We start from the raw sequence: 21584 nt of genomic DNA, 5'->3' as shown, positions 1-21584 counted from the left end.
AATGAAGAAAAACCTGACGAAGACAAGAATAATTGCCTATCTGATGATGATGACGGCATCCGTTTTTCTGGTGACGGCGGTGACCTATTCCAGGTTCTATTCGACAGCAGAAGGAGACGCAGTGGCAGAAATCGCTGCGTCAGAGCTGGGGAGTATTCCGATCGCCATAGATGTGAGCGGGATAAATCCTGGCGCGACGAAAACATATCAGTTTAAAGTAGTCAATGCTAAGGACTCACAAGTCAGCCAGGTGACGCAGGGATATTCGATTTCGGTTAAGACTACGGATAATCTGCCGCTTACTTTTACTTTGTCTGGAGGCAGCAGCAATCCGGCTGGCAGCGGTAAGCTGGTTAATGAAGGAAAGATCGTCATGACGGGAGGGAGCGGTACTGCGGAGGGAGGAATCCTTCCGCATACGACAGAAACCAGTCATATGTATACTTTGGAAGTCCAGTGGCCAAAGAGCGAAACCAGTACGGAATATGCAGATGAAATTGATATGATTACACTGCAGGTGGAAGCATATCAGTCTGAACCATCCGTTGAATGAGGAAGGGGCAGGGAATATGAGAAAACCTCAAAAGGGATTTTTCAAAAAGGGCAGCAAGCTTCCGGGGGGGATAATTTTATCCGCCTTGGTTGTGCTTCTTTGTGCGGGGCTTGTGGCGGCCCGCTTTGTACGGAAAAGCAGTCAAAGCGGGATTATTTCAGCCGGGGAGTTCTATTTTTTCAGTGATTTGCTGAGAGAGACGTCGGATGACGCCAGGTATACATATGATTCTCAGTCGGGAAAAGTTAGTATTGAGATTTATAATTTTGCAGATTCTAAGCGGATAACACCTGTAGATATTGATTATGAGGTAACGGTCACGGGAGGATCAGCAGATAGAAGGGGAGGTACCTTGGCAGGAGGAGGCACTGGAAGCAGCGAGAAGATTTTCATAACGCCTTCAGATGACAGCAATGCCGTCATCGTCCAGGTAAAGACCACATCTCCTTATGAAAAAACACTGCGCGCACAGTTTGATCCCAGTGCAGGGAGCAGTTATTTTCTGGAAGATAAAGCAGGAAATAGGGCGGCGGTGCTGACTATGACCTGTAAAGAGGATGTCAGCGGGAATACCGTGAGGATCAATCTGCCGGAGGGAGTGGTACCAGACGCTACCGACAGCCATGTAACATACGTCGGCGGCAAATATCGGTATACATTTGCAGACTCGGGGGTTTATTCACTCGTACTGTTAAAAACGGATATGGGCATAACACTGGGAGACGGAGGCGACGGCGCCCTCGGGGATGAGATCACAATCATTAAAACGCCATAATAAACAGAGATGGGTGTACAGGTGCAGATACGGGAGGAGCTGCTATGGATATAGAGGGTCGGAAAAGGAGCAGGAATCGGAAAAGGGGATTCAAAGCAAGGCGGGTCTTAGCTTTACTGCTTGGGATCTGTCTGATAGTGTGCGGGCCGAACCTGGGTTCCCTGTTTATTTTAGCTTCTGAGGATGATGCCGGAATAATTCACACAGAAGAGAAGGAAACGGGAACTTCAACTAAGACTCAGGAGAAAGAAAGTGTTGAATCGGCTCAAACGGAAATCCAGGTGGGTGAAACCGTTTCGGCAACGCTTTCAGGGGGTATCCTGACATTATCGGGAAAGGGCAGGACAAGAGACTTTACTGAAGAGACGGCTCCATTTTTGTCTTGGGCGGAAAGTGCCAGAAGCCTGGTCATTGAAGACGGAATTACATATATCGGTGCCTTCTTATTCTATGGGCTTGGAAATCTGAGAGGAGAACTAAATCTGCCGGGGAGTATCGGCGGCTATGGCGAATACGCGTTTTCTGGTGCAGATCTGGAATCTGCGCCTGGGTTCGATACAGTACGGAACGAATGTATCAATATACAGCAGGCTGACAGCCCGGAGACTCTTTTCCATGAAGGGCAGACCGGCACTTATTTTTGTACTGTGGAAAATGAGTCATTTTTAACAGCTGTAACCCATGCGGGCTATAAAGCAGCAGAGGATTTTGAGAAAGAGAACGAAAGCGATTTATTGGAGACAGGAATGCCAGAAGACGGGGAAGTATTTCCGGAGCCGTATTTATTAAGAGCGTCTGAAGGAGACGGAATTAATATGGTTTATGTGGACAAAACTTCCGGGGATGACAAAAACGGCGGAACAGCGCCTGAAAATGCAGTTAAGACTCTGAAAGCCGCAGATAAGCTGCTGAAAGCAAAAGAGGATGGCGGGACAGCCGACAACAATATTATTGTTATCTGCGGCCAATACCAGATGACAAGTGAGGAAGAGCAGAGCGGACTGCCTCAGAATCCGGTTACAATAAAAGGCAATGCGGCATCTGACGGCCTTGTCGGTTCGTCAACCAATGCCGAGCAGGTGATGATTAATCTGAGGAATACTCTAAAGCTTGACGATATTACACTTAAATATATCTCACATGTTTACGCAAATGGGTATGACCTGACGATAGGCTATAATGTTTCGGCAAACGGCCTTTATTTGTATGGCGCCGGCAGAACAGAGATTACTGAAGTGGATGGTGTTAGACGGGTTGGGAAGATCAGCGTTTACAGTGGTTCTTTTTCGAGGATTGCCTCCTATGTCAGGAGTGCAGGAGGAAGTATCGACGCGGACGGTATCAATCAAGCTCAGATTGTTGTAGGAGGCAGTGCAAAGGTGAGTATGATTCTCGGAGGCATTGCCGACGGTTCTGTGCTCAATGGGAATGTACAGTTTAATATAGAGGGGGGCGTAGTGCAGCAGATTGTTGGTGGGAACCAGGGATATAATTCCAATAAGGCGTCCTTCCAGGGAAGAACGGAAATCAATATCAGCGGAGGAACTGTGGAAAACTGTTATAGTGCAGGCTCCGGGAGGAGTGCCAGTGTTCCTGAGTACTGCGGAAACCTTATTGTAAATGTCAGCGGGGGGGCTGTGACAAACCTGTACGGCGCAGGCTCTGCGGCCTATATCACTCCAAATGGGGCAGAGGGTTCCCTGGATGTGGATATATCCATAACAGGCGGAAAAGTAAAGAATATTTATGCAGCTGGCCGAGGAGGCGACGGTGCATTGAATTCAAATGCGAGCGGCATTGGAACGGATGTTCAGGCAAAAATGGGAAGTCTGACAGGCAATGCGCAGATTCGCGTCAGCGGAACATCTACGGAAATAGGAAATATTTATGCAAGCGGGCAGGGATATAAAGATGCATCTGATAACCCTTATACGGATGAAGGGGCAAAGGGAAATGCATATCTTGAAGGAAACGTAGTTATAGAGGTTTCCGGAGGGATTGTGACAGGGAATATTTATGGCGGAGGCGCTGGAATAGATAAAACCGGGTATGAGAACTGTGCAGGAGTTAGAGCAGGCTCTAACGTTACGATTTCTGTGGGCGGAGGGACCGTTCAGGGAAATGTATTTGGCGGAGGGCAGTTTGCGACTGTGAATTCGGATACATCCGTGACCCTTTCAGGAGGCAGCATATATGGAAATGTATATGGAGGCGGGGAAAGAGGGAGCGTGGCCGGAAAAACGGAAGTAAACATCTCTGGGGGAACGGTGAACCATAATGTGTATGGCGGAGCTTTGGGAATAGAAGGAAAAACGTTGGTCATGGGACAGTCCACTATAAATATGTCGGGCGGGGCAGTTGAAGGCAGCCTTTATGGGGGAAGTGAACAGAGCGATAACGGGCCGGAAGGCGCTGTGGCGGACTTGATATTTGTCAACCTTACCGGAGGCACTGTGAAAGGGAACGTGTTTGGAGGAGGTTATCAGGGAAAGGTGAACGGTTCCACTCATCTGCATATCGGCGTAGAGGCACTAGACGAGTGTAAATATTACGGCAGTCACCGAGAGGAACAGCCGCTCCTGCCTGCATCCGTATTATCCATAAATGGCTCCGCATATGCCGGCGGCGATTATGGAAATGCGGATTATAATACCATAACCGTTTCGGGAACCTCACATGTGTATATTGCAGGGGAGGGATATGATACGGGAGGAGGCGGCGGACCGGAGATGGATATTGCGGGAGGAGTATTTGGCAGCGGAGCCACCTGTGATGCTGGAAGCAGCCGTATCGTCACATTGGACGGTTATGGAAAACGGACGGCTGCAGAAGATGGGACTACTAATGGTGCAACCCGTGTACTGGCGGCGATTCAGCGGGCGGACAGGGTAATTCTTAAAGATTCTCATGTGAAGCTTACGGGACAGTCGGATGTGGCCAATGCGGATCAGACGGCTAAATATTCTCTTAACCGGATTGGCGACCATGGTGATTCAGCGGCGCTGGAGCCTCTGGGTAATGGACTGATCCTTCAGGGAGGCAGCACGCTGGTGCTCAATTCCTCTGTACTGGAGATTGCAAATTATAAAAGTGTGGATAACAGCGGAAACGAAGTTGGTCTGAACAGTCTGACGGCCTCTGGTCTTGATGCGGAAATGGAAAATACCATTCTCTTTTCCTCTGGAACGGTATTCCGGATTGCTTATACCGGCGGGGACGGTTCAGAAATCTTTGGGGGTGTCCAGGGATATACTTATATGGCGGCAGACAACACGGCAGTAGCCTATGCCTATGCCCGTATTCTGGACAGCGACGGAGGATTCGTGGCACCTCATGATACTGCGGCAATGGATTATATAGAAGTCGGGACAGAGTATCGGTATTGGAGAATTGCGGGGGAGCAGGCAGGCGCGGCAAGAGAAGCGGTGCTAACTGCAAAAGAGCTGGATTCTGGAGACGAGGGTTATGGTATAGATGGCTATTCTGTAGTCGGAGGGGAAATTGAACTGCCAGAAGCGGAAGCCGGAGACGAGTATACGATCAAGAGCGTTACTCTTCCGGGTGGGATTACCCTGGTGGATGCGGCGAAATCCGGTTTATCCGGGTCATGGGCACTGTCAGAAGCAAACCAGTCTGAGGGTACAGAAATTGACGAGGCGGAACAAAAGACGGCCATTGACAGACGCCCTTTGTCTACATTTGGAATGTATATGGAGTTTGGAAGCGGCTTTCAGGAAGATGGAAAGAAGGCTGGAGGCAAAGTAATCTCCGCACAGTCGGCACAGACGGGAGGAGTGAACAGTATTATCGGGCAGAAAGTGACCTATACTGGAAACACGGCCCCTAAAATCAACTTTTACCTCACGTATAAGAATAACGGGATAACATCCAGCCAGGACTTAGGCCCTGTGAAGGTGGAAATGGTGCGTGTTCAAGATGGCATAGAGCAGGAGACCACCACAATAGAGGTGGAAATTATTACGAGAGCAAGCAGACTTTTTGACCAGACATTGGATCTTTATGCCACGCAGAACGGAAATTACATCGCCAAACTGATCATACCTGCTGGTGCCGGACGTGAGCTGAGCCTGACAGGCGTTGAGACAGCCGCCGACAGTTCCCTTTCAAGATACAGTGATACTCTCGCCGGAGAGCAGTTTGCGGTAACGATGCTGCCGGAACAGGGAAAGGGCTGGAGCAGCGGACTGATGGAATCTGCATATGATTTAAAGGATTTCACTGGAGGCAGCATTGCCATAGGATCGACAGACAGCCGCTTTGAGGCGGGAATTATTTTTACCATGTATAACGCGAAAGGGTTTGCTGAAGCGAAAGAAGAAGAGAGAATAGCCCTTACATTACATGATGGAAGCAATAATACAGATTTTACCATTACACTCTGCATCCGCTGGATGGATTCTATCGTATCGGCGGTAGAGCTTATGCAGGGGAAAGGGTATAATGGATCATCAGCCGCCGGCTCATCAGTTGATGACGGAGGTTCTGTTACTGCTAAGTATACCTTGTTGACTGAGGCCACGGAGCAGTCCTCCGATTTATGGCTGGAGCTGGAAACAGGAAATGGCGGTGCAAGTGAGCTTCCTGTTGGAACTAAGCTGACCTTGCTCAGGGGAAACAGCTTTTACAGCTATCAGCTCACTGGAAAGGAAGAGAAGAATAGGATTCGTTTATCCGAATTCAGAGAAATGTGGAAAGAGACGCCATTTAATAATGTCAGCAGCGGCGAGATTCGGATTATTGTCGATTTTTCGGACTCTGCCATGATGCCAGCCGGCGATTACAGTCTGCGTCTGAAAAGTGAAAAGGGAGCAGACTCCATAGGGGCAGATTTTACCATGGGAGGTTCAAAAGCATCGGCGGCTCTTACAGGAGGAAACGGACTGTCCCGCGGCGGGCATATATTTAATCTGGATGTGTCTGCGGGGAATGATACCAGATTTTCTGAAAGGATGGCAGTGGTGCTGTCTGACGGTGATGGAAAGGGATTTCCGGAAGGGACGGTATTTGAATACGGCGGCGAGAACTATTATCCGGTGGATGGCAAAGTATATCTGATATTACAAAATACAGCTTCTCATACGATTGTGATGAACACTGCCGGTACTGCGGGACTGGAGCCGGGAGAACATAAACTGGAGGCCCGGGTTTTTCCTGTGGGGATCCAGGCAGGAGGAATAAGAGTTACGGATGTCATATCCCAGACAGTATATACGGTTTCCGGCAATGCGTCATATAGCCTTGGAATATCGCTGTCGGAAGGAAGCCGCATGACAGAAGCGGGTAAGACACTAAGTTTTTCTGCAGAATATATGGTTTCGGGCACAGATAACGCCGCGCTGACCGTAGGCATACAGAAAAAGAACGGCGGAACTTACGAGGAGGCCGGGGAAGCCGCCGGCTGGGTTATTACCGGCGCTGGGGAGACGTCAGGGATATTCGGAACACAGAGCATTTTGATTACAGTGCCGATGAATGTGGAAGCAGGAACATACCGTATTAATTTTGTTCTGGGAAATCAGACGATACCGTATAATATTATTGTTCACGGGAAACAGTCCTGACTGGTTCCAGAAACAATATTAATGCATATGTAAAAGCGGCCCTGTACCGGGGCCGCTTTTCTGTCTGTAGAGGGCTGCCCTGGCGACGGATAAAAATAGAAATTAAGAAATCTTTTGGAGAAAGTTCACGGTCCCTTTATAATTTTGTAGTATTCTTAAAAAGATACAGAACGCGGAAGGGAGAGCGTCAGATGACAAACGAGCAGTATTACGAACTCATCGTTCCTTACCAGGATGCGCTGAATTTATTAATGGCCAGACTTGACGTGCTGAATCATTCCATATACAGCACGGATGTCCCCAAGCCGATTCATAATATACAGTTCAGGATAAAAAAGAAGCAGAGCATAGAAAATAAGCTGGAAAGAAAAGGGATGAACGGCAGTTTCACTGCTGCCAAAGAAAATCTGCGGGATATAGCTGGTATTCGGGTTATTTGCTATTTTGTGAGAGACGTGGAGCAGCTGGTGGATAATCTGAAGGGACAGAGGGATCTGATCGTGATCCAGGAGCGGAATTATATTAAGACTCCGAAATCCAACGGCTACCGCAGCTACCATATTATATTGGGAATTCCCGTGTATTATATGGAACGCACAGAGTATTATCCGGTAGAGGTTCAGATCAGGACGATCAGTATGGACTTTTGGGCGAGTATGGAGCATCGGGTCTGTTACAAACAGGAGAGGAGAGGCAAGCAGGAAATACAGGCTATGCTGAAGCAGTACGCAGAGCTTTTAGGAGAGATGGAGAAAGGTTTTGAACGGCTGAATAATGAAGAGATCGAGAGGTTTGCAGATGGAAAAGGGGAATAGCGGGGAGACCTCACGACAGTACCGTGAATTCATTTTTATGATATTGGATCAGTCCGTCGGCCTGCATTTTAGAAAGCTCTGCGGACAGAGCGCTTCGTTCCACGGAGAGATAGTCCGCCAGCTGCTGACGGTTGAAAGGGATGGTGAAAGTACGGGTATGGTGTGAGGAAGCCTGGAATGACAAATAAGCCAGGACTTTTTCCCGGGTGGATTTCTGGGTGATGTGATCCAGCTTTCTGGTCAGAAACAGATTTTTTTCTGCCATGACGGAGAGGAGATTCCGGATCAGCCGAGTGTGGAAGGCACAGGCGGTGGGGCAGGTGGTTAGGATTCGGTTGATATCCAAGAACAAAATCTTAGACTTTTTGGCAGTGACTACGCTGATCAACAGAGCTTCCGACTGCATACAGGCGTATGCTTCGCCGAACAGCTGGCCGGGACCGGCTGTTTCCATTATTCTTTTGTTGCCCCATAAGTCCTCTTTTATAATATGGACCGCCCCTTCAAGGATAAGACCGGCTGTGCGTATCGTGGAACCAGCGTAAAAGACGTATTCTTCTTTTTCAAATTTTTTCAGTACAGGGGAGAGACATCCGAGCATGGATTCAGCCTCCTCCAAGGAAATCCCCTGAAACAGATCAGAATCAGACGGCAGATGAAAATTCATATATACCTTCTTTCGTTGTAAATCCAACAGACATGTTGGATTTATTTTATTATACTCATAGTACAAAGTCAAGGCTTCCAACAAATAAGTGTGATGAAGGAGGAAACAATGATAAGAAAAATAATTCAGATAGACGAAAATAAATGTAATGGCTGCGGGATCTGTGCGGAAGCATGTCACGAAGGGGCGATTGGGATGGCAGACGGAAAGGCTAAGCTCCTGCGGGAAGATTATTGCGACGGACTTGGTGACTGCCTTCCGGCTTGTCCGACTCAGGCAATTCGTTTCGTGGAAAAGGAAACGGCGGCTTTTTGTAAGGAAACTGATAATACAGAGAACCCTTGGCCGGTGCAGATTAAGCTGGCGCCGGTCCAGGCGTCCTGTTATGACGGAGCGGAGCTTTTGATAGCTGCTGACTGTACAGCATTTCGATATGAAAGATTCTATTGGGATTTTGTGAAGGGCCGGCGGGTCTTGATCGGATGTCCCAAATTGGACAGGGAGGACTATTCGGATAAGCTGACCGGGATTCTCCGGGAAAACAAAATAAAGAGTATCCAGATTATCCGGATGGAAGTTCCCTGCTGCGGAGGATTGGAACGGGCCGTAGAAAAGTCGTTCACGCAAAGCGGAGCAAATCTTCCCTGGCAAGTGGTCACGATCGGCTTAGATGGAAAAATAAAAAGCATAAAGGAAGGAAAAGAAAATGGGTGAGATGAAAACGAAAGAAAATCAGATGTTTTGTTATCAGTGTGAACAGACGGCAGGGTGTACGGGATGCTCTGGAAGTACAGGAGTATGCGGGAAGACAGCGGATACAGCGGGGCTGCAGGATGAACTGATCGGTGCGCTCATTGGACTGTCCAGAGCAGCGAATGGAAATGAGCCCACGAAGCGTACAGACAGAGTGATGATGGAGGGATTGTTTGCTACGCTTACCAATGTCAATTTCGATGAGAAGGCATTAAAAGAACTGATCAGCCGAGCCCATGAAGAAAAAGAACGGATGGTCCCAGGATGTGGTGGGTGTGCTTCTGTCTGCGGACGAAACGATGATTATAACATGAAAGATTTATGGCAGGAAGAGGAGGATATCCGCTCTTTGAAATCGCTTCTTTTATTTGGCCTTAAGGGAATGGCGGCTTATGCTTATCATGCCATGGTCCTGGGGTATGAGGAGGAGACGGTCAGCCGGTTTTTCTATAAGGGATTATTTGCGGTGGGACAGGAAAAAACGATGGAAGAGCTCCTGCCTCTGGTGATGGAGACCGGGGAAGTAAATCTGAAATGTATGGAGCTTCTGGATAAGGCAAACACAGATACCTTTGGAGTGCCGGCGCCGGTGTCTGTCCCGCTTTTCGTGGAAGCCGGGCCGTTTATCGTGGTATCCGGACATGACCTTTATGACTTAAAACAACTTCTGGAGGCGACGGAGGGGAAAGGCATCAATATTTATACCCACGGAGAGCTGCTTCCGGCCCATGCCTATCCGGAACTCAGAAAATATGGACATTTAAAAGGACATTTTGGTACCGCATGGCAGAATCAGCAGAAAGAATTCGCAGATATCCCCGCGCCGGTATTGTTTACGACCAATTGTCTGATGCCGGTACGCGCGTCTTATTCTGACAGAGTCTTTACCACAGGCGTGGTATCCTATCCCGGAATGATTCATATTGGAGAAGGAGAAGCAGAAAACGGGGAAAAGGATTTCACACCTCTGATCAAAAAAGCTCTTGAGCTGGGTGGCTATAAGGAATCAAAGGAATTCACAGGTATAAATGGAGGAAATGAGATAACTACCGGATTTGGCCACGGAACGATCCTGTCCGTGGCAGATAAGGTGGTGGAAGCCGTAAAGTCAGGAGCCATACGGCATTTTTTCCTGGTAGGAGGATGCGACGGAGCCAGGACAGGGAGAAATTATTATACGGAATTTGTGAAGAAGACACCGGAGGACTCGGTGATACTGACTCTGGCCTGTGGGAAATTCCGGTTTAATGACTTGAATTTGGGTACAATAGGAGGAGAGACAGACGGCCTTCCCCGTCTTATGGATATGGGACAATGCAACGACGCGTATGGCGCCGTCCGGGTAGCCGCCGCTTTGGCAGATGCTTTTGGATGCGGTTTAAATGATCTGCCGTTAACCTTGGTTCTTTCCTGGTACGAGCAGAAAGCCGTCTGTATTTTGCTTTCTCTTTTGTACCTGGGAATGAAGAAGATTTATCTGGGGCCTACCCTTCCCGCTTTTTTGTCTGAAAATGTTTTAAACTTTTTGACTGAGAACTATGATATTCGTCTGATCAGCACGCCGGAAGAGGATCTTAAGCAGATTTTGCAGTAATGTATTAAAACACCTCTTGCGTAATACTACATATTGTGCTATCATTTTGAAGTGCGACAAAATGTAGTATGATTGAGAGGAGTGTCCCAATGACGATCGAAGAGTGGTTAGGAAAAGAAAATCAGCTGGGTATTGATATCTGGCAGAATAAATATTGCTATGAAGGAGAAGATTTTGATCACTGGATAGAGCGGATAAGCAGTGGAAATAAGGATATAGCCCGCCTGATGAAAGAGAAAAAATTTCTGTTCGGCGGCAGGATATTGTCCAACCGCGGTCTGGAATACGTGGGAAGAAAGATCACGCTGTCAAACTGCTATGTGATCGCGCCCCCCAAGGATGAAATAGAAAGTATTTTTGACTGTGCAAAAAAGCTGGCCCGTACGTACAGCTACGGCGGAGGCTGCGGTATTGATATTTCCGGACTGAGTCCCCGGGGGGCCCGTATCAACAATGCGGCCAGGGAGACTACCGGCGCGGTATCTTTTATGGATCTGTATTCTCTGGTCACGGATCTGATCGGGCAGAATGGGCGCCGGGGAGCTCTGATGATTTCCATGGATTGTTTTCATCCGGATATCGAGGATTTCATCAAGCTGAAGACAGATCTCACGAAGGTGACGAAGGCTAATATTTCTGTCAGGGTATATGATGAATTCATGGAGGCCGTGAAAGAAAATAAATCGTATCATCTCCACTACACGAGAGAGGCGACCGGAGAAAAGATTGAACGGGTGGTCAATGCCAGAGAACTGTTTCACCAGATTGCGGAGGCCAACTGGGATTATGCGGAGCCGGGAGCTCTGTTCTGGGACAGAATCTGCGGATGGAATCTGCTCAGCAATACCAAGGACTTTTCTTATGCAGGCGTAAATCCCTGTGCAGAGGAACCGCTGCCCGCCGGAGGCAGCTGTCTCTTGGGCAGCATGAACCTGGCTGAGTTTGTAAAGGATCCTTTTACGCCGGAAGCATCTTTTGACTTTGACGGGTTCAAGCAGTGCGTGGCAATTTGCGTCAGAGCGATGAACGAGGTGCTGGATGAGGGGCTGAGCCTGCATCCGCTGGAGGAGCAGCAGAAAAGTGTCCGCGACTGGCGTCAGATAGGTCTGGGCATCATGGGACTGGCGGACATGCTTGTGAAGCTGGGTGTGACCTACGGTGAGGAAGAGGCCATAGAGCTTTGTGATAAGATAGGCTTTGCGATGGCTGATACGGCCATTGCCTCTTCCGCGGCTCTGGCAAAGGAGTCGGGGGCATTTCCGAAATGCGCCACAGAGGAGATTATGGGAACCGAGTTTTTTGAGCAGAATACGTCCGAGCCTACCAGAGAAATGGTGAAAAAATACGGGCTGAGAAATTCACAGCTTCTGACGATAGCTCCCACAGGAACCTTATCCACCATGCTGGGAATCTCCGGAGGGATAGAGCCTATTTATGCCATTTATTATGAAAGGAAGACAGAATCCCTTCATGGCAAAGACGTATACTACAAGGTGTATACGAAGATCGTGGAAAATTACATGAAGGATCACAAGATCAACGACGACAGTATGCTCCCTCCCTATTTTGTGACAGCTATGACATTGGATTATCGGTCCAGGATCAACATGCAGTCCATTTGGCAGACCCATATTGACGCTTCCATCAGTTCTACGGTAAATGTACCGAAGCAATTCACCGTAGAGGAGACAGAGTCTCTTTATCAGTACGCCTATGACAAGGGGCTTAAGGGAATCACGATTTTCCGTGATGGCTGCCAGAGAGCCGGAATCCTGTCCACAGATGTGCCGGAGGAGCCGAAGGGAGCAGTAGCCGGAGAGGGGCTGGAACGCGGTGAGATCATTCTGGTGAACGATGACGTCATCGGAAAGAAGCGGAAGCTGATCACCGGCTGCGGAAGTCTCCACTGTATCGCTCTTTTCGATCCTTATACGGGAGCTCTGCTGGAGACTTATCTCAGCAAGGGAAGTACGGGAGGCTGCAACAATTTTATGATCGGCTTGTCCAGGATGATCTCCATCAGCGCCCGCGGCGGCATTGATATTTATACGATCATTGATCAGCTGAATTCTACAGGCTCCTGCCCTTCCTATACCGTAAGGCGCGCGACCCAGAAGGATACCAGCAAGGGCTCCTGCTGCCCGATGGCCGTGGGAAACGCGCTGCTGGATATGTACAATGAGGTGCAGGAAGAATTGGCAAAGCAGGGAGAGAATGCAAGCCATGTGCCGCCCAAGGCTCCGAAGCCTCAGGCGGTGAAAAGCACCAATCAGAAAATCCGCTGCCCTGAATGTGGAGAACCGCTTGTTTTTGAGGGCGGCTGCAACATCTGCAAAGGATGCGGATGGAGCGGATGCTTCTAAGTTCGGCTGTAACAAAATCAGATGAGTATTGAGAACGGCGGTGCCTGCACTATTTGTGCAGGCGCCGCTGTATAAATTTTACCAGTTCCATGATCGGGATGATCACGACAGCCAGAGCCATGGAAAGTCCGTATTCAGCCAAGGTAATATGGGCAAAGCCGAAAGCGTTCCGCAGAAAGGGGACATAGATCACGGCGGCCGTACAGAGGAAAGACAGAGCCATGGCGCCCCAAAGGAACTTATTATGCTCGTGTATCCGGAATACGGAAGCTCTTCGGGACCTCATATTGAAAGAATGGAATATCTCCACCATGGATAAGGTCAGGAATGCCATTGTCATGCCGTCGGCACTGGCGGCGATTTCAAACCGGCCGGATTCGACATAATGACCGATGAAATAAGCGGACATGGTGAGAAAGGTTATCAGAACACCCTGAAAGACCACGTCAAAGCCAAGGCCGCCGGCAAAGATACCGTCATCCGCGCTTCGGGGAGCCCGTTTCATGATATCCTCTTCTTCGTGTTCCATGCCGAGAGCCAGGGCGGGGAAACAGTCAGTGATCAGGTTGATCCAAAGCAGGTGGACTGGTTTCAGTATGGTAAAGCCGAGGATGGTGGAAAAGAAGATGGCGAGCACCTCGGCCAGATTGGAGGACAGGAGGAACTGAATGGATTTGCGGATGTTGTCATAAATTCGCCTGCCCTCGCCCACGGCGGAAACAATTGTGGCAAAATTATCGTCGGCGAGCACCATGTCCGCTACGTTTTTTGTCACATCTGTTCCGGTTATTCCCATGCCCACGCCTATATCTGCGCTTTTAATGGAAGGAGCGTCGTTTACGCCATCTCCTGTCATGGCGGTGATGCATCCTTTGGATTTCCAGGCCTTTACGATCCGTACTTTGTGTTCCGGCTGGACCCTCGCATATACGGAGAAATGCTTCACATCCCGGAACAGTTCTTCATCGCTCATGTCATTTAGCCGGGAACCGGTTATGGCCTCGCTGTCATCCTGAAGGATTCCCAGCTGACGGGCGATAGCCACGGCGGTATCGCGATGATCCCCCGTGATCATGATGGGACGAATCCCCGCATTCTTACATTCAGCTATCGCATCCCGCACCTCAGGACGGATAGGATCGATCATGCCGGATAGCCCCAGATAGCAAAGCTCCTGCTCCAGATATTCCGCGTCGAAGGAGGCGGGACTAGAATCCCATACTCGCATGGCGCCGCAGAGAACGCGGAGAGCCTGATCCGCCATATGCTTATTTTTTGAAAGGATCTCCTGACGGAGACTTTCCGTGAGAGGGACTTCCCGGCTGCCGTCCCACATGGACGTACAGCGTTTCAGAACCTCGTCGGGTGCGCCTTTGGTGTACTGCAGAATGCCGTGTTCCGAAGTATTGTGGACCGTTGACATCATCTTCCGCATGGAATCAAAGGGAGCCTCGCCTATACGGGGATATTGTTCCATCAGATCTGTTTTGGACAGACCAAGGGAGAAAGCGTCATTTACCAGAGCACATTCTGTAGGCTCTCCGACGGCTTCCTTCTGCTCATCTAAAACAGCGTCACTGCAGAGCGACATGGCTTTGGCAAGCTCCGGGATATCTGCTGAGGAGTGCTCCACTACAGTCATCTTGTTCTGAGTCAGTGTGCCGGTTTTGTCGGAACAGATGATCTGAGTACAGCCAAGGGTCTCTACGGCAGTCAGCTTACGGATGACAGCGTTCCGCTTTGACATTCTGGTGACTCCCATGGAGAGCACGATCGTGACCACCGCGGCCAGACCCTCTGGGATGGCTGCTACAGCCAGGCTGACGGCAATCATGAAAGTATCGAGCATCCTTGCTCCGGTGATATCCGGATAGGCACGGAATATATTCAGGGCGAAAATAAAGAGACAGATTCCGATAACAAGGAAGCTCAGCACCTTGCTCAATTGATTCAGCCTTTTCTGAAGGGGAGTGAGGTCATCCTTGGAATTGGTCAGCGCATCTGCGATCTTTCCCATCTCTGTGTCCATACCGGTGCCGGTCAGTACGGCTCGTCCCCGGCCATATACGATGGTACTTCCCATATATACCATGTTTTTCCGGTCGCCAAGAGGGATGTCTTTTTCTGTTCCCAGGTTCAGTGTATCCGCGGTTTTATTGACTGGTACGGATTCTCCGGTAAGGGCCGCTTCTTCCACCTTCAGGCTGGCGTTTTCTATGATTCTGGCATCGGCGGGGACGGCGTCTCCGGCTTCCAGGATGATTATGTCGCCGGGAACCAGCTCTTCACTTTTTACGGTCTTCTGGCGGCCGTCCCGGACGACCTTTGAAGTAGCCGCCGCGATCTCCTGGAGAGCGGCGATGGCTTTCTCCGCTTTATTTTCCTGAACAACCCCCAGGACAGCGTTGATGATGACTACGGCCATGATAATGATGACATCGGTAAAGGACTCCCCCGAGTAGACTGCTGTAATACCTGAAACGACAGCGGCGGCTATGAGGATGATGATCATCGGATCGGCCAGCTCTTTAAAAAAGCGGGAAATAAGTGAAACTTTTTTGCCCTCTTTCAGCTTATTTGGGCCGTTTTCGGACAACCGCCGTCCGGCCTCGGCGCCGGTCAGCCCCTGCTCTGAAGTGTTCAGATCTTTGATGACTTGAGAAAATTCTGCTAAGTATGGTTTCATGAGAACCTCCTTTGAAATAATAAATGACGGACGCAGTTTCTTCCAGGAAATCGTTCTGAGAACTATCCTGCGAAATAAAAATAAGACCTATCTGTTCCATAACAGATAAGTCTCGTCATTTAGTACGAAGCCAGGAATGGGTTCCAGGGATGTTGGCTTCATCACGCGCCGCGCTGACTACTCCCTTATCAAGAGGGATAACGATATTTCTTATTTTAGTGTGCTCATAATAGCACAAATTTATCCGGTTTACAAGGGATGAAATATAAAATTAGCAAAAAAAGGTTAATTTTTAGGATTGTTTACGAAAAGTTAATGGAAAGTCGGGAACAATAACCTTATAATAGTGGCAGAAGGGTGGGATTATATGCTGAAAGAACAATTGGCAGTGATGGACTTATTGAAGAATTTGATTCGGGGAAATATGGAGAATATCAGCAAGGTGACATATACGCCGCAGAAACCGGCCTTTAAAGAAGAAGCTTTCTCTCAGCCGTTTCCACGGATGACACCGGAATCCCAGGGAGTGCCCTCCCGGCGCCTGGCCGCGTTTTTTGAGGAACTGGCGGGAGACAACAGGACGGATCTTCATCATGTGATGGTACTCCGCCACGGCAATGTCATCGGGGAAGCTGACGTTGCTCCGTATGGCCGTGATATGTGGCATGCGTCCTATTCCATGTGCAAAACGATCACGGGAATGGCCATCGGGATGCTGATAGAAGAAGGAAAGCTTTCATTGGATGACAAAGTGCTGCATCTGCTTGACAGCAAGTCACTTCTTGCGGGGATACGGCAGAAGAATCTGAAGGTGGAGCATCTGCTGACTATGACGTCGGGAGTCACGTTTAATGAAACCGGGATCGTGTCAGGTGACGACTGGACGGCCAGCTATCTGCAGGCGGGAGTAAAGGGGACGCCGGGTACGAAATTTGAATATAACAGCATGAACACATATATCTTGTCAGCCATCGTGACTAAACTGACCGGGGAGAGCATGATGGACTATCTCCGTCCGCGGCTGTGGGAGCCGATGGGAATCACCCAGGTTTTCTGGGAGGCCTGCCCAAAGGGCATCACGAAAGGCGGATGGGGACTTTTCATCGGTACAGAGGATGCGGCGAAGCTGGGGCAGCTTTATCTGCAGAAAGGAAACTGGAAGGGCCGGCAGCTGATTCCGGAGTCCTGGGTGGAAACGGCGACCAGCAAACATATAGATACGCCAGAGAGCATGGGGCCTTATGGATATGGATATCAGGTCTGGATGGGCGGCCGCCCTGGGAGCTATACCTTTAACGGCATGCTGGGACAGAACATCGTGGTCTATCCAGATATCGACATGGTCGTAGCGTCCAACGCGGGAAGCGACGAGCTGTTTCAAAGCTGTGTGCTGTTAAATATTGTAAAAAAATATTTTGAAGATGACTTTCAGCCGGGAGAGGAGCTGCCGGAAGACCCCGCGGGGCTCAGAAAGCTTCGGGATGTGGAAGCCAGCCTCAGAAGAGACGGCAGGAGAGGCGTCCCGGAATTGGCGGGGACCGGCGGCCGCGGCGGATGGAAAGCCGTTTCCTGTGTCTCAGGAAGCGGGGTTCGAAGAAGCGGAAGGACAATCAGGAAGGGAAGCCTGAACGCCTGGAACCGGCCGAGGAAAAACAGCAGAGAGAATCATTTTCTGGAAGAAGAAAAGCTGAAGCGCTTGCTGAACGGCCGTGTTTACCGGCTGGAACAGACTCATGTGGGCCTCAGCCCTTTGGTCCTTCAGGTATTTCATAACAATTATACGGAAGGCATCCATTCTGTAGGGTTTCATTACGAAAATAAGAAGTTTTATGTTTCCATGGAGGAGGGCGGCATGCTGCACCGGCTGGAAATCGGATTCGGCAGAGCGGCCGAAACAGAGGTCTTTTTCCATGGCGAACCTTATCTGTTGGGAACAGAAGGAGAATTTACAAAAGATGAAGACGGTTATCCTGTCCTGAAACTGGATATCGCGTTTCTGGAAGAAGCAGTCCGCCGGAAGATGAAGTGCATTTTCAGAGATCACGGTGAAAGAATAGAAATACATTGGGATGAGACGCCGGGAGGACGTATGATAAAAGAGGGGCTTGGCTCTCTTCTGAGCGATTCGCTTAAAAACGGCCTGATGGAAGCAATCCGGGATAAACTGGGAGTGGACCTGGCGGCAATCCTGGCGGACAGGACAATCCATCCGATCGTAACCGGGAGCTGCGTGCCGGAAAAGGAAGAATCAGAAGAAGCGTGACAAACAAAAGTACCTGTAGAATTCTACAGGTACTTCCTTAATTCGTCCATCAGACTTTGTTCCAAACGGATGATATTTTCGGAAATCTTTTTAGCGCTCTTGTCGGCAGTCGCATATTGGTTCAGATATTTGCTTATGGATTTGATTCCCATGTTGCAGCCATCCGTAACCATTGAAGCGATCTTTTTGTCCGAATCGTCCAGCATGAGCTTTACGCTTGTCATGACCCACGCAGAAGCTTTTTCCATGGGACCCAGGTCTCCGGAAGGTTCTCCGCCTTCGTTCAGCATAGAATGAAGCTTATCGCCGAAGCTTACATGGGCATCTCTGTATTTTTCCAGGCTTTCCCGGAATTCCTGATTATGGACGGAAGGAAGGACCTGGTTTATGGTCTCTACCGCCATTTTGGTACCTGCGTCACATTCATTTAACAGTTTTTTTGTATCTTCGTTCATAGATGATACCTCTCTTCCATAAAATAGTTTTCTGGGGCACAATGTTCTTCTGCCGCAAAGCATCTGCTCCCTGACACTATACTTAGTATGTGTCGGAGCCGCTGATTTATCCGCGCCAGATAAAATCATAGTCAGAAAAGTCTTGACAGCATGGATAGCCGCGGATATAATAAAAACAGTAGCAATTATTGTTTTTGATTTGGAGGAGCTGCCATGAAAACTTTGAAATACAGTCGACAGCGTGAGAGTATCAAGGAATTTCTTGCTACGCGCAAAGATCATCCAACGGCGGATACGGTCTATGTAAATATCCGCCAGCTGTACCCCAATATCAGTCTCGGAACAGTATATCGAAATTTATCCCTGCTGGCTTCCCTTGGCGAAATCTGCAAGGTATCGTGCGGAGACGGAGTAGAGCATTTCGATTCAAATACGGAGCCCCATTATCATTTTATCTGCCGGGAATGCGGCTGCGTTCAGGATATGCCGTTGGATCCGCTTAATGACTTGGATAGAATGGCTTCCGATCGGTTCGAAGGTACGATAGAAGGACATACGACGCTGTTTTTTGGAACCTGCAGAAACTGTACTGAAAAAGTACAAAAAACTCTTGACAAAAGAGAAGCGATGTGATATCTTATCAATAACAGTAATAATTACTGATATTGAAAAACAAAAAGATAAAAATAAATCAGAAAAGGAGAAAAGGAAATGAAAAAATTTGTATGTGATGTATGTGGTTATGTTTGGGAAGGCGAGACTGCACCTGAAAAATGTCCTCAGTGCGGAGCACCCGCGAGCAAGTTCTCAGAGCAGAAGGGTGATATGACTTGGGCAGCAGAGCATGTAGTAGGCGTTGCCCAGGGCGTCAGCCAGGATATTCTGGATGATCTGAGGGCGAACTTCAACGGAGAATGCTCTGAGGTTGGTATGTATCTGGCAATGGCCAGAGTTGCACACAGAGAAGGATATCCGGAGATCGGCCTTTACTGGGAGAAAGCAGCTTATGAAGAGGCAGAGCATGCCGCTAAATTCGCTGAGCTTCTGGGTGAAGTGGTCACCGACAGCACCAAGAAGAATCTGGAGATGCGTGTTGCGGCAGAAAACGGCGCGACAGCTGGAAAGTTTGACCTTGCCAAGAGAGCAAAGGCCGCTAACCTGGATGCGATCCATGATACCGTACATGAAATGGCCAGAGACGAAGCTCGTCACGGCAAAGCATTTGAAGGTCTCTTAAAGAGATACTTTGGTTAATCAGACTACTCCCTCCTTACCTTGATAAATCTTGAAAAAGAAACGGAAGCCTGCGTAATAAGCGGACATTCCGGAAAAAGACAGCAGGCCCCACACCTGCTGTCTTTTTCATTTCACAAAATTTGGGCATAAAGGAGGATTTATGTTACAATAGTAACAGAAAACATGGAAGCACAGGAAGGGAGAGGGATTATTGCCTATTTTTTTACTTCTAGTCACAGTTATAATCATTGCCTGCATACTATTGAATCATTTGTCCAGCCGGCTGGGAATACCGATGCTGCTTTTCTTTATTCTTCTGGGGATGTTTTTCGGGTCAGACGGCGTACTGAAGATTCCCTTTGACAACTACGGGTTCGCAGAGCAAATATGCTCGGTCGCATTGATATTTATCATGTTCTACGGGGGATTTGGGACCAAGTGGAGCGAAGCAAGACCGGCGGCGGTCAAAGCGATTCTTTTGTCAACAGCCGGAGTTGTGATGACCGCTGGAATAACAGGGGCGTTTTGCTATTTTGCGCTGCGGATGAGCCTGCTGGAGAGCCTGCTGATCGGAGCGGTCATCAGTTCCACAGACGCGGCGTCGGTGTTCTCCATTTTACGTTCCAAACGGCTGAACCTGAAAGATAACACGGCTTCTCTGCTGGAGGTAGAAAGCGGAAGCAATGATCCATTTTCTTATATGCTGACGATGACGGTGCTTTCCATTATGGGCGGGACGGCAGAAGCGGGCGGAATCGCGTATATGCTGTTTGCACAGATCGTGTATGGACTGCTGGGAGGCGCAGTAATTGCGTTTCTGGCCCTATGGTTTCTTAAAAATTTTCATTTTTCCACAGAAGGGTTTGATACGATTTTTGTTCTGGCGGTGGTTCTGCTGGCCTATGCGGCTCCGGCGTCCATTGGAGGAAATGGATATTTAAGCGCTTATGTGGTGGGAATTCTGCTTGGAAACGGACCTTTGAAAAATAAAAAAGCCCTGGTACACTTTTTTGATGGAATCACCGGCCTGATGCAGATGCTGATATTTTTCCTGCTTGGTCTTCTGGCATTTCCGTCCCAGCTTCCGGGAGTCGTACTCCCGGCGTTTCTGATTGCGCTGTTTCTGACCTTTGCTGCCCGTCCGCTGGCTGTGTTTGCCATAATGACGCCGTTTCGCTGCCGTCTGAACCAGCAGCTTCTCGTGGCATGGTCCGGGCTTCGCGGAGCGGCCTCCATTGTGTTTGCGATCATGGCTGTGGTGAGCCCGGGAGACATCAGCATGGATATTTTCCACATGGTATTTTTTATCGTTCTGTTTTCTATATTATTTCAGGGTTCCCTGATCCCTCTGGCCGCCAGGAAGCTCAAAATGATCGATGAGCATGTCGATGTGTTAAAGACCTTCAATGATTATACGGAGGAGATGCCGGTACAGTTTATTCAGTTTACCATAAAGGAAGGGCATCCATGGGAGGGAAAAGCAGTCTGTGATATTTTGCTTCCTCCAGATACCCTGCTGGCGCTTTTGACGCGGAAAGAAGAGCAGATCGTGCCGAAGGGAGACACAATAATCTGTGCGGAGGATATACTTGTTCTGAGCGCAAAGGCCATGTCTGCGGCTGACGGGATCCGTCTCACGGAGCTGCCTGTGAGCAAAGACAGCGGCTGGGCCGGAAAAAAATTGGCGGATGTAGTGCTGGAACCGGGGAAGCTGATCGTAATGATCAGGAGACAGGAAAAGGTGATCATTCCCAGCGGCGGTACGGTATTGAAGGAAGGAGATGTGATGGTCATAAACGGTCCGGCAGAGGAATGATCAGAAAAAGCGGGGCCCATCGGACT

The 21584-nt window shown here is 49.1% G+C and carries 14 protein-coding genes; 11 read left to right on the top strand and 3 right to left on the bottom strand.

Going from position 1 to position 21584, the window contains the following annotated elements; genetic code table 11:
- The first annotated feature begins 1 nt into the window (after position 1).
- The 4 genes from LQE92_RS11540 to LQE92_RS11525 all read left to right on the top strand — a co-directional run bounded on the left by LQE92_RS11540 (position 2) and on the right by LQE92_RS11525 (position 7725).
- Complete coding sequence (locus LQE92_RS11540) at positions 2-553, top strand: hypothetical protein (protein ID WP_231063108.1); 552 nt, start codon at positions 2-4, stop codon at positions 551-553.
- A gap of 16 nt (positions 554-569) precedes the next feature.
- On the top strand, positions 570-1328 hold the full coding sequence (locus tag LQE92_RS11535; RefSeq protein WP_231063107.1) for a hypothetical protein: 759 nt from the start codon (positions 570-572) through the stop codon (positions 1326-1328).
- Between the two features lie 44 nt (positions 1329-1372).
- Positions 1373-6910: a leucine-rich repeat domain-containing protein gene (locus LQE92_RS11530; RefSeq protein WP_231063106.1), complete on the top strand. Its 5538-nt coding sequence runs from the start codon at positions 1373-1375 to the stop codon at positions 6908-6910.
- A gap of 191 nt (positions 6911-7101) precedes the next feature.
- Positions 7102-7725, top strand: a complete 624-nt coding sequence (locus tag LQE92_RS11525; RefSeq protein WP_231063105.1) for a GTP pyrophosphokinase — start codon at positions 7102-7104, stop codon at positions 7723-7725.
- Positions 7726-7735: 10 nt separating this feature from the next.
- Here LQE92_RS11525 and LQE92_RS11520 read toward each other — a convergent pair whose 3' ends face one another.
- Positions 7736-8392: a Crp/Fnr family transcriptional regulator gene (locus LQE92_RS11520; protein WP_231063104.1), complete on the bottom strand. Its 657-nt coding sequence runs from the start codon at positions 8390-8392 to the stop codon at positions 7736-7738.
- Positions 8393-8500: 108 nt separating this feature from the next.
- On the opposite strand from LQE92_RS11520, the gene LQE92_RS11515 reads away from it, so the two are divergent.
- The 3 genes from LQE92_RS11515 (at position 8501) to LQE92_RS11505 (ending at position 13102) form a co-directional block, all read left to right on the top strand.
- Positions 8501-9106: an ATP-binding protein gene (locus LQE92_RS11515; protein WP_231063103.1), complete on the top strand. Its 606-nt coding sequence runs from the start codon at positions 8501-8503 to the stop codon at positions 9104-9106.
- 22 nt (positions 9107-9128) lie between these two features.
- A complete protein-coding gene (gene hcp / locus LQE92_RS11510; protein ID WP_231063121.1) occupies positions 9129-10739 on the top strand; it encodes a hydroxylamine reductase in 1611 nt (536 codons plus the stop codon).
- A gap of 89 nt (positions 10740-10828) precedes the next feature.
- Positions 10829-13102 (top strand): adenosylcobalamin-dependent ribonucleoside-diphosphate reductase, encoded by a 2274-nt coding sequence (locus LQE92_RS11505; protein WP_231063102.1) that lies wholly within the window; start codon positions 10829-10831, stop codon positions 13100-13102.
- A 49-nt stretch (positions 13103-13151) separates the two neighbouring features.
- Here the strand turns inward: LQE92_RS11505 and LQE92_RS11500 are convergent, their stop codons facing one another.
- A complete protein-coding gene (locus LQE92_RS11500; RefSeq protein WP_231063101.1) occupies positions 13152-15788 on the bottom strand; it encodes a cation-translocating P-type ATPase in 2637 nt (878 codons plus the stop codon).
- A 367-nt stretch (positions 15789-16155) separates the two neighbouring features.
- On the opposite strand from LQE92_RS11500, the gene LQE92_RS11495 reads away from it, so the two are divergent.
- The gene (locus LQE92_RS11495; protein WP_231063100.1) at positions 16156-18051 is read left to right on the top strand and encodes a serine hydrolase domain-containing protein; all 1896 of its coding nucleotides are present in this window, start codon (positions 16156-16158) and stop codon (positions 18049-18051) included.
- 23 nt (positions 18052-18074) lie between these two features.
- Here LQE92_RS11495 and LQE92_RS11490 read toward each other — a convergent pair whose 3' ends face one another.
- The gene (locus LQE92_RS11490; protein WP_231063099.1) at positions 18075-18506 is read right to left on the bottom strand and encodes a hypothetical protein; all 432 of its coding nucleotides are present in this window, start codon (positions 18504-18506) and stop codon (positions 18075-18077) included.
- A 213-nt stretch (positions 18507-18719) separates the two neighbouring features.
- On the opposite strand from LQE92_RS11490, the gene LQE92_RS11485 reads away from it, so the two are divergent.
- The 3 genes from LQE92_RS11485 to LQE92_RS11475 all read left to right on the top strand — a co-directional run bounded on the left by LQE92_RS11485 (position 18720) and on the right by LQE92_RS11475 (position 21558).
- Positions 18720-19139 (top strand): Fur family transcriptional regulator, encoded by a 420-nt coding sequence (locus tag LQE92_RS11485; RefSeq protein ID WP_231063098.1) that lies wholly within the window; start codon positions 18720-18722, stop codon positions 19137-19139.
- Positions 19140-19217: 78 nt separating this feature from the next.
- Complete coding sequence (locus LQE92_RS11480) at positions 19218-19760, top strand: NADH peroxidase (RefSeq protein WP_147595432.1); 543 nt, start codon at positions 19218-19220, stop codon at positions 19758-19760.
- A 193-nt stretch (positions 19761-19953) separates the two neighbouring features.
- The gene (locus tag LQE92_RS11475; protein ID WP_231063097.1) at positions 19954-21558 is read left to right on the top strand and encodes a potassium/proton antiporter; all 1605 of its coding nucleotides are present in this window, start codon (positions 19954-19956) and stop codon (positions 21556-21558) included.
- Positions 21559-21584 lie beyond the last annotated feature (26 nt).

Origin of the sequence: Lientehia hominis (assembly GCF_021044755.1) — a bacterium.
In the GTDB taxonomy this organism is placed as follows: Bacteria; Bacillota; Clostridia; order Lachnospirales; family Lachnospiraceae; genus Lientehia; species Lientehia hominis.
This window is presented reverse-complemented; position numbering and strand designations above follow the sequence as displayed.

Bases quoted from the DNA above. Each gene is read 5' to 3' on its own strand.
- LQE92_RS11540 (WP_231063108.1), top strand. From the start codon at position 2: ATGAAGAAAAACCTGACGAAGACAAGAATAATTGCCTATCTGATGATG.
- LQE92_RS11535 (WP_231063107.1), top strand. From the start codon at position 570: ATGAGAAAACCTCAAAAGGGATTTTTCAAAAAGGGCAGCAAGCTTCCG.
- LQE92_RS11530 (WP_231063106.1), top strand. From the start codon at position 1,373: ATGGATATAGAGGGTCGGAAAAGGAGCAGGAATCGGAAAAGGGGATTC.
- LQE92_RS11525 (WP_231063105.1), top strand. From the start codon at position 7,102: ATGACAAACGAGCAGTATTACGAACTCATCGTTCCTTACCAGGATGCG.
- LQE92_RS11520 (WP_231063104.1), bottom strand. From the start codon at position 8,392: ATGAATTTTCATCTGCCGTCTGATTCTGATCTGTTTCAGGGGATTTCC.
- LQE92_RS11515 (WP_231063103.1), top strand. From the start codon at position 8,501: ATGATAAGAAAAATAATTCAGATAGACGAAAATAAATGTAATGGCTGC.
- hcp (WP_231063121.1), top strand. From the start codon at position 9,129: ATGTTTTGTTATCAGTGTGAACAGACGGCAGGGTGTACGGGATGCTCT.
- LQE92_RS11505 (WP_231063102.1), top strand. From the start codon at position 10,829: ATGACGATCGAAGAGTGGTTAGGAAAAGAAAATCAGCTGGGTATTGAT.
- LQE92_RS11500 (WP_231063101.1), bottom strand. From the start codon at position 15,788: ATGAAACCATACTTAGCAGAATTTTCTCAAGTCATCAAAGATCTGAAC.
- LQE92_RS11495 (WP_231063100.1), top strand. From the start codon at position 16,156: ATGCTGAAAGAACAATTGGCAGTGATGGACTTATTGAAGAATTTGATT.
- LQE92_RS11490 (WP_231063099.1), bottom strand. From the start codon at position 18,506: ATGAACGAAGATACAAAAAAACTGTTAAATGAATGTGACGCAGGTACC.
- LQE92_RS11485 (WP_231063098.1), top strand. From the start codon at position 18,720: ATGAAAACTTTGAAATACAGTCGACAGCGTGAGAGTATCAAGGAATTT.
- LQE92_RS11480 (WP_147595432.1), top strand. From the start codon at position 19,218: ATGAAAAAATTTGTATGTGATGTATGTGGTTATGTTTGGGAAGGCGAG.